Source organism: Agrobacterium sp. A3-95, assembly GCF_053521785.1.
In genome coordinates this window covers 1-7,665 of record NZ_JBNWDR010000022.1, presented here as the reverse complement: position 1 = coordinate 7,665, position 7,665 = coordinate 1, and the positions used below count along the sequence as shown (strand labels likewise).

Annotated in this window: 8 protein-coding genes; 3 read left to right on the top strand and 5 right to left on the bottom strand. The window is 54.5% G+C overall.

The window, feature by feature from the left end; all coding sequences use genetic code 11:
* Nucleotides 1-277: 277 nt before the first annotated feature.
* Nucleotides 278-592, top strand: coding sequence for a hypothetical protein (locus ACQZ5Y_RS28195; protein ID WP_174051767.1), 315 nt, complete (start codon nt 278-280; stop codon nt 590-592).
* Between the two features lie 38 nt (nt 593-630).
* Here ACQZ5Y_RS28195 and ACQZ5Y_RS28190 read toward each other — a convergent pair whose 3' ends face one another.
* The 5 genes from ACQZ5Y_RS28190 to ACQZ5Y_RS28170 all read right to left on the bottom strand — a co-directional run bounded on the left by ACQZ5Y_RS28190 (nt 631) and on the right by ACQZ5Y_RS28170 (nt 5,314).
* A complete protein-coding gene (locus tag ACQZ5Y_RS28190) occupies nt 631-1,737 on the bottom strand; it encodes a Fic family protein (RefSeq protein WP_111800518.1) in 1,107 nt (368 codons plus the stop codon).
* Between the two features lie 592 nt (nt 1,738-2,329).
* Nucleotides 2,330-2,470 (bottom strand): hypothetical protein, encoded by a 141-nt coding sequence (locus ACQZ5Y_RS28185; RefSeq protein WP_003518781.1) that lies wholly within the window; start codon nt 2,468-2,470, stop codon nt 2,330-2,332.
* Between the two features lie 370 nt (nt 2,471-2,840).
* Nucleotides 2,841-3,611 carry a 4-hydroxy-2-oxoheptanedioate aldolase gene (hpaI, locus tag ACQZ5Y_RS28180; RefSeq protein ID WP_174051786.1) on the bottom strand — a complete coding sequence of 257 codons (771 nt, stop codon included), beginning with the start codon at nt 3,609-3,611 and terminating at the stop codon, nt 2,841-2,843.
* Between the two features lie 7 nt (nt 3,612-3,618).
* Nucleotides 3,619-4,401: a 2-oxo-hept-4-ene-1,7-dioate hydratase gene (hpaH, locus tag ACQZ5Y_RS28175; protein WP_174060253.1), complete on the bottom strand. Its 783-nt coding sequence runs from the start codon at nt 4,399-4,401 to the stop codon at nt 3,619-3,621.
* A 19-nt stretch (nt 4,402-4,420) separates the two neighbouring features.
* Nucleotides 4,421-5,314 carry an intradiol ring-cleavage dioxygenase gene (locus ACQZ5Y_RS28170; RefSeq protein ID WP_174027654.1) on the bottom strand — a complete coding sequence of 298 codons (894 nt, stop codon included), beginning with the start codon at nt 5,312-5,314 and terminating at the stop codon, nt 4,421-4,423.
* A gap of 248 nt (nt 5,315-5,562) precedes the next feature.
* Between ACQZ5Y_RS28170 and ACQZ5Y_RS28165 the strand changes: the two genes are divergently transcribed.
* The gene (locus ACQZ5Y_RS28165; protein WP_019567163.1) at nt 5,563-6,297 is read left to right on the top strand and encodes a GntR family transcriptional regulator; all 735 of its coding nucleotides are present in this window, start codon (nt 5,563-5,565) and stop codon (nt 6,295-6,297) included.
* A complete protein-coding gene (locus tag ACQZ5Y_RS28160) occupies nt 6,294-7,112 on the top strand; it encodes a sugar phosphate isomerase/epimerase family protein (RefSeq protein WP_174051789.1) in 819 nt (272 codons plus the stop codon). The genes ACQZ5Y_RS28165 and ACQZ5Y_RS28160 overlap by 4 nt, the downstream gene beginning before the upstream one ends.
* Nucleotides 7,113-7,665: the final 553 nt, after the last annotated feature.

Here is a 7,665-nt window from a genome sequence, read left to right as displayed (position 1 = left end):
AATCCATCCCCATTCCGCGCTCAAGATGGCTTCCCCTCGGCAGTTCATCAGGGCTAAATCAATCTAGCCGACTTGTCCGGTGAAATGGGGTGCACTCCACCCCTGACCATTTCTAAGGCGGCACGTCAGGCTACGTTACCTGCAATAGATCGATCACGACAGCGTGGTTGGCTGGCTTTCGAACGACCAATTCATAACCGAATTGCGAAGGAGAGCGATTCTGGCGTAGCCATTCGAGCGAAGGCGCCTCGTTAGTGACCACTATGAGCGGTTCGCGTTGATCAACCTTTGCGACATCAACGATCACCGCCAGGACCTCCTGGTCCGGCTTCCCATGTTTGCCGTTCGCCGAGAGCAGATAGATGTCAGCAGGCAGGCGTTCGAAGTAGTTTTTCGTGACGTTTCTATCGCTGCCGTGGTGCTATACCTTGAGAAGGCGAAGGTGGTGGGCGGCACCTTTCGCGACAGCACCGCTCTGTTCGAGGCCGTTGAGAATGTGATCGCCCCGCGCATCTCCGGTGAGAAGGATATTACCGGCCGGCGTCCTTCCGAAAAACCTGATGAGAGCGGAATCGAACAATCGGTTACCTAGATAATGACTTTGGTTGAGTTCACTGGACTAGCGGCAATTTATTTCTGCAATGACAGCGAGTACCGGGTATGCCTACGTTCACCCGTACGCGTCAGTGCGCCAATCTCCACGAGCTGCTGAAGGTCGCGTGTTGCTGTAGCGCGGGAGGTGTCTGTGATCGAAATGTAGTTTTCGGCACTTAGCCCCCCCTTGAAGCCTGCCGTGCCTTCCTTGAAGATGCGCGCGACTACTTTTTCCTGCCGATCGTTTAGCTGGCCCCGAAAACGATCATAGAACTTTGCTTTCTGAATGAAGAAATCTATACGCTCAAGCGTCGCCCGTTGAGCATCCAGGATAGTTTCTGAAAAGAAAATGACCCAGTCGGTAATATCGAGCGTGCGCTGGTGCCGCTCAAGCTCTGAGTAATAGGCCTTCCGGTGTTTCTCGATTGTGAAGGCGAGTGAAATGAGGCTTGGCTGCCCTATGTTTTGCGCTAGGGATTTCTCGGCGAGCGCGCGTCCAATTCGCCCGTTGCCATCCTCAAACGGATGTATGCTTTCAAAGTAAAGATGGCCTACTGCGGCACGCGTCAAAGCTTGAAGCGAGCATTGGCCATCTGGCCCTGATTGATTGAACCATGTGATGAAGGTCTCCATCTCAGCGGCAACCCGGCGCGACGGGGAAGCCTCGAAGTGGATGGTGGGCTTGTCCAATCGACCTGACACGATCTGCATGGCGTCTTCATGCGTGCGGTAAGCCCCAACCGTTTCAATATATTGGTTTCCCGCCATCAGCATTGAATGCCAGTGGAACAGTCCCTCATGACGCAGCGGTCCATGCCAACTTCGATAGACATCTGCCATCATCTCGGCGATCCCCCGCTCTTGGGGGCGGATCTGTCTATCATCAGTGTTTAGCCCGAACTGTCGGCGGAGTGACGACTGGACACTCACGCGGTCCAGAAATTCCCCCTCAATCTCTGAGGTCTTGACCGCTTCGTCGCTCAGCAACTCAATGCGAAGTTGGTTGCTGTCGTCCTCGTTGAAATGCCGGACAGCACCGATAACCTCTCCGGCTGATTGCAGGAATTTCTGCTCCAGTGGTACCAGGCTTGCGGTGTCGCACCTGAAGTTTGGCCAATCAGTGTTTTGCCAGTTCCATTCCATGAGTTATAGAATCCCCCTCTATAACTCATAATTATTGCCATAAATGAGCTATTGCAAGCACGTCTATCGCTCAGCACCACAATCTGCAGCTCTCCATTCAAGAGGCAGCGATCGACGGCTAACCACTTGCCCTAAACATATTTTGTTAACTGGCGCTCAAGCGAAAAGCTGCAAAAACGATCCGTTCGTCGGCCATGATGGCAGCTGACCGATTATCCGATTCAATAAGTGCGAAGATGGCGTCTCGATCTTATCGCGCAAACGCTGAGCAAGTAAGCTTCACGACTCGCGTGCCACTGCTTTAAGCCGCGCTTACCCGCTACGTTTCTCAAACTGTGCCTCGACTTTACCGTCAGAGATGCCCGGTCGAGAGAAATTAGTTCAGCCCCACCTTGTTACGGGCGGGGCTGGTCAAATAAATGCATGGATAAGGGCTTGCGGATAATCTATTGGGCTAGGTGCGTGGGGCAAGGTCTATGCTCGATCTCCTGCTACGCAAATCGCCCCCTACGTTTCGTCGAGGCGGGTTTGAAGAAGGTCCATTCTGCTTCCAAACCAATGTAGATTGAAGCAAGTTGACACCTGTCGGCGCTCAGTTTCCTTTGGCCTCGTTATCTTTCTTAGCCTGATCGTGATGCCACTTGATGGCGTAGTACATGCCAATGCCCAGTACGATAATTTTGAACGGCAAGAAAACTATTGGGAAAAAGTCTACCCATTCCAGGTCAGCCATTTCGAGTACTTCCAGTCTGTTGCTTGGAATTGTCTATGCTTTTGCATAGGACACACCCGAAATGCTCCTTTAATAACTTAATTACAAGATCGACAGGCATGGTCTTTTTGACGCAGCCTCGCCTCCTTTGTGCCGGCTGCTAACGTGATGCAGGGCTCCTCAATCAGGAGTGATACGCCGCCGCGCGCCGGTGCATCCTGGCTATCAGGCTGGATGGAAAGACTGTTGACACCGATACGGTCGGACCGCTCTCGGCCTCGAATGCGAGTTGGCACGCGTTTGGATCGGATGGCCGCATCGCTCTCACATGCCAATCGGTTCAAGCCCATAGGCGCAAGTTCGGTGACGAAGTGCCCTGAAGCTCGCATGTCTACAACTGTTTCGAAAACCTGGCCGCCAGTGCTTCTGATCCGCGCGCCAGCAATGCGACATCGACACCGACGGCAGTGAACAGCGTTCCCAACTCTATGCAACGTGCCGCGAACTTCTCGTCAGGCGTGAGTATTCCTGTCGGCTTTCCGAGCCGTTTGAGTAATGCGATCGTATTTTCAATCGCCTCGACCACTTCCGGGTGGCCTGGTTGTCCCGGATAGCCGAAACTGGCTGCGAGATCCGCCGGGCCGATAAATATCCCGTCCACCCCTTCGACCGATGCCATGTCCTCGATATGAGCAATAGCCTCCCGCGTTTCGACTTGAACGAGAACACAAATCTCCCCCTCGGCCTGCTGGGCATAATTCTTTACCCTGCCGAAACGTGTGGCACGCGTGAGGGCCGAAACGCCTCGAATTCCTTTCGGTGGATAGCGGGTTGCTTCCACCGCGGCTTTCGCTTCGTCTGCATTTTGAACAAAGGGGATTAGAAGAGATTGTACACCAATATCTAGGAATCGCTTGATCAGCACAGGATCGTTGACAGCTGGGCGCACCACCGGCGCGACATCGTAAGCGGCGATCGCCTGCAATTGTGGCAGCACGGTCAGCACGTCGCTGGGGGAATGTTCGGTATCAAACAACAGCCAATTGAACCCGGCTGGCGCCACGATTTCGGCAGCGTAGCTCCCTGGAAGCCCGCACCAGAGTCCTATCTGGCTTTGCCCGGCCTGCAGTTTTGCTTTAAATTTATTGACTGGAAGATCCATCTCTACCTCACGTAAAAGAGACGCCGATCGAGCCAACTGGCCCATAATCAGCCTGAATGACATCGCCCTTTATGATGTCAACCGGTCTCGTAAATGAGCCCGCAAGGACGATCTGACCTTTTTTCAAGCCGCCGCCGACGGCATGAAGTTTGTTGACCAGCCAGGCAACGCCGGCGGCCGGATGACCCATGATCGCGGCTGAAACCCCCGACTCTTCGATAATGCCGTTTTTCGACAGAGTTGCTCCGACCCAGCGTATGTCGATATCAAACGGGCGGATCACCCGCCCACCCACGACGATTGCTCCGAAGGCTGCATTGTCGGCGATTGTGTCGGTAATCGCACGCGGAACTTCGGTTCTGTAATCGATGATCTCGAGCGCAGGCAGAATGAACTCCGTCGCGCGCATGACGTCATAGATACGGGTGCCCGCTCCTTCCAGGTCTTCACCCATTACGAACGCCAACTCGACTTCCAGGCGCGGCTTGATGAACAAATCCGCATTAATTTGCGCGCCATCATTGTAGAGCGCATCATCCAGGATCACCCCATAATCCGGCTCGGTCATCTTGGATGCCATTTGCATGGCGCGAGACGTCAGACCTATTTTGTGGCCGACAATCCGCGCACCGCGCGACACACGCAACTCGGCCCAAAGCGCCTGAATGCGATACGCATCCTCAATTTCGAGCTCGGGATAAGTTTTGCTGGGTTGGACAATGGGAGTCCGCGTGGTTTCGGCCTCCAGGATGTCCCTGGCTGCTGACTGGCGTTGTTCCTCGGTAATCATTATCCGGCTCCAAATAACGTTATTTTATTGGCGGGCGCGGCAAGAGAGCCTCGCCTGCTTCCATGACATAAGTGTAGTCGAGCGAGAACCACGGCGCCTGAATGTCTCGATTGGTTGGATGCAGTTCGTCGTGGCGAATGAAATCGCCGGTGAGTGCCGCAGTCACGCCAAACTGAACGTCGGATTCGATATTCGGATCGCTCGGATCGAAAACCTGCGAAATCAGCGTCTTGTAGCCCCGCTTGAAGATCAGCGCGTGCAAATGTGCTGGTCGATAAGGATGACGGCCCTGAGCCTTGAGCATGCGTCCGACGACTCCATCGACGGGGATGGGATAACCAACCATCTTGACTGTCTGGAACCAGAAACGTCCCTCCCCGTCCGTCGTGAATTTGCCGCGCAAGTTCATTTCCGCCTGATCCGGATCCTGGTTCTCATAAAGACCGACAGGGGATGCGTGCCAGACGTCGACTTCGGCACCTGATATCGGATTGCCTTCGCGATCGATTACACGAGCATGGACGAAAAGCGGGGTACCAGGCGTGTAGGACCGGATGATCGTGCCGCCGTTTTCAACTCTCGGAGAATTCAGGCGCCAAAATGGTCCAAGAAGCGACTGTGAAGTCTCTGTTTGCCCCTTGTCACCGTTATTGAGCAGGCAGACAAGGGACGAAACGCCAAGTGAGCCGGACATGACGACAAATTCGTTATGACTGTCGGTTTGCATTTGGCCGATCTCGTTGAGAATAGCAGTCGCTTCCCGGAATTCCACCTCGGTCAGCCGCACTTCGCGAACGAAAGCATGGAGATGTTTCACCAGTGCCATCAGGATGTCCCGCATCCTTGGATCAGAGGTCTGGCCCATGGCCGCAATCACGGCGGGCGTTAAGTCTCTTTCAGATTTAATCACCATCGTTACCTCCCAACGCTCGAGTGATACGTAAATAATCGATTATCTGTCAAGCGCTCATCAACGCCCCCAGCGTCAGGATTCTGTGAAATTTCAAAATTATGAGATAAATAGCTGATATCGAAACTTTTTCCTCTCGACATGCTGAATTGTGCTGTCAAACTATGGTGGAAAACTCCAAATTCGTTGACAATAATAATCGTTTATAATATCGCCCATCAACCAAGCGCGACATTCGCGTGGGAGGTTTTATGAAGCGACAGAGTGCCTCACCCGACGCACCCAGCGAGCAAGCTGGAAATGGTGACTTTGCCGATGACGGCAAGAATACGATTGGAAGCCAACTGGCATTCCGGCTGCGCGAAGCAATTATTTCCGGAGGGCTGGAGGCTGGCAGCAAGATCAATCTCGACAAGGCGCGACAGTCATTCAATGTGAGCCTCAGCCCCTTGCGCGAAGGCCTTGCGCGCTTGATTTCCGACGGGCTGGTAGAGTTTGAAGACAATCGCGGCTATCGGGTCGCGCCAGTATCACTGGCAAATCTGGAAGAGATCACGAGTCTTCGCGAGGAGTTGGAGGTTTTCGCGTTGAAAGAGTCGATTAGGCTCGGTGACGCGGAGTGGGAAAGCAATGTCATGCGCGCGCTTCACAAGCTCAACCGTGCCGACCGCGATGCGAACAAGCCGGAAACTCTCGAATATTGGGAGATGGCGCATCGCGACTTCCATCTCACCCTTATTTCGGGCTGCGGAAAGCCGCTTCTCCTGCATTTCTGCAGGACCCTACTCAATCTAAATGATCGATATCGCAGAAAATTCCTGACCCAGACTTCAGGCGATCGAAATGTCAGCCAGGAGCATAGTGAAATCGCTCAGGGCGCTGTGGCGAGAGACAGCGATTACGCGACTGACAAGCTTCGTCAGCACATCCATCGCACCGGCGCTAACCTGCTTGATCATTTGGCTCGTACCGGAGTTGTGCGATGACCGATGCGGTGAAAGAGCCGCTCGTCGGCATCGCCCATTTCTCTGCGATCCAACTGCCGCCCCAGCAGTTCGTCAGGCATGCTGCAGTTGCAGGCTTCAATTCCGTAGGACTTCGGCTGCATCCCGCTTTCCCTGGGGCACCCTATTACGAGTTGCCGCAGGGCAGCAGGGATGCAATGGAGTTTCGAACTCTACTCGACAGCGAAGGCATCAACGTTTTTGATATCGAGTTTTTCATTATCGGCCCGGATTTTAACGCTGCCCTCGTCGAACACATCGTTGCCGCCGCCGCCGATATTGGAGCCAAGCGCCTGTCCGCATGCGGCGACGATGGCGACTTTCAACGGCTAATCGGCAATTTGACGGAGTTCTGCCAGCTTGCCGCACGATATGGGCTGGCTGTCGACGTTGAGAACATGGGTTGGCGCACCATCAACACCTACAGCAAGGCTGGTGCGCTGGTCACGGCGTCCGGCCAAGACAATGCAGGTGTCTTGGTCGACGCCATTCACTTTTTTCGAAATGGCGGAAACATTGACGAGATCAAAACTGATATCGTACGGCACGTGCAACTCTGTGACGTAGTGGGGCCGGCACCCAAGCGTCCAGAACACATAATGACCGAGGCCCGGGCAGGACGGTTGGCGCCGGGTGATGGCATATTGGAGTTGAGCCAATTGCTGAACAAAGTTGCTGGCAATGCCACGATATCGGTAGAGGTTCCATTGGTTGGCGACATCGATCTGCTGGTTCATCTGACAACGCTCAATATGAAGTCCCGGAAAATTCTTCAGCGGGTAGCCGAACAGTTTTAAAGTAGCCTTTGTCGGGCTCCCCCTGCACCGCTCAGCGGCGCCCTATGGCTCGCCGTCCGATCGCCACGGCAGTTCACCAGTCCTTGTTTGGTTCAGGGTTTGGGCAATCGAACTTGGCGGCCATTGGGCGGGAGGCTAAACGAATTACGGAATCAGGTTAGTGGCCTAGAAGAATATGGTGGTCGCAGCCTGTTCGCCCCTCGCCCCCTCCCCGTGTTCATGTCCATTTTACCTCGGCGGTCAGATTTCATAGTTTCCGCCCCCACGCGCGCTGTTGGTGGCCTTGGGTCGAGGGATCGAGCAGCAGAGGTTATCTTCACACTGAAGTGCACATTCTGTTACAGCATAGTCCAATCCGTCTGTTGCAGCAGCTTACGGGCTCGGATGTAAATGCATCAGGAATGCCGGTTGTCCACGTCCCTGCCCTGCTCAAGTGGACATTGTCGCTTGGTGTAGGTCGTCGGGGTTGCGGTGACGGTCTTGCATGAGATCAACCTGCCCCCTGCCCCCTGCCCCCCCCCGCCCCCGGCGGGGGGGGCGGGGGGGGGGGGGG

Excerpts from the sequence above, each read along its gene's own strand:
- ACQZ5Y_RS28190 (WP_111800518.1), bottom strand. The coding sequence starts at position 1,737 with ATGGAATGGAACTGGCAAAACACTGATTGGCCAAACTTCAGGTGCGAC.
- ACQZ5Y_RS28185 (WP_003518781.1), bottom strand. The coding sequence starts at position 2,470 with ATGGCTGACCTGGAATGGGTAGACTTTTTCCCAATAGTTTTCTTGCCG.
- hpaI (WP_174051786.1), bottom strand. The coding sequence starts at position 3,611 with ATGGATCTTCCAGTCAATAAATTTAAAGCAAAACTGCAGGCCGGGCAA.
- hpaH (WP_174060253.1), bottom strand. The coding sequence starts at position 4,401 with ATGATTACCGAGGAACAACGCCAGTCAGCAGCCAGGGACATCCTGGAG.
- ACQZ5Y_RS28170 (WP_174027654.1), bottom strand. The coding sequence starts at position 5,314 with ATGGTGATTAAATCTGAAAGAGACTTAACGCCCGCCGTGATTGCGGCC.
- ACQZ5Y_RS28165 (WP_019567163.1), top strand. The coding sequence starts at position 5,563 with ATGAAGCGACAGAGTGCCTCACCCGACGCACCCAGCGAGCAAGCTGGA.
- ACQZ5Y_RS28160 (WP_174051789.1), top strand. The coding sequence starts at position 6,294 with ATGACCGATGCGGTGAAAGAGCCGCTCGTCGGCATCGCCCATTTCTCT.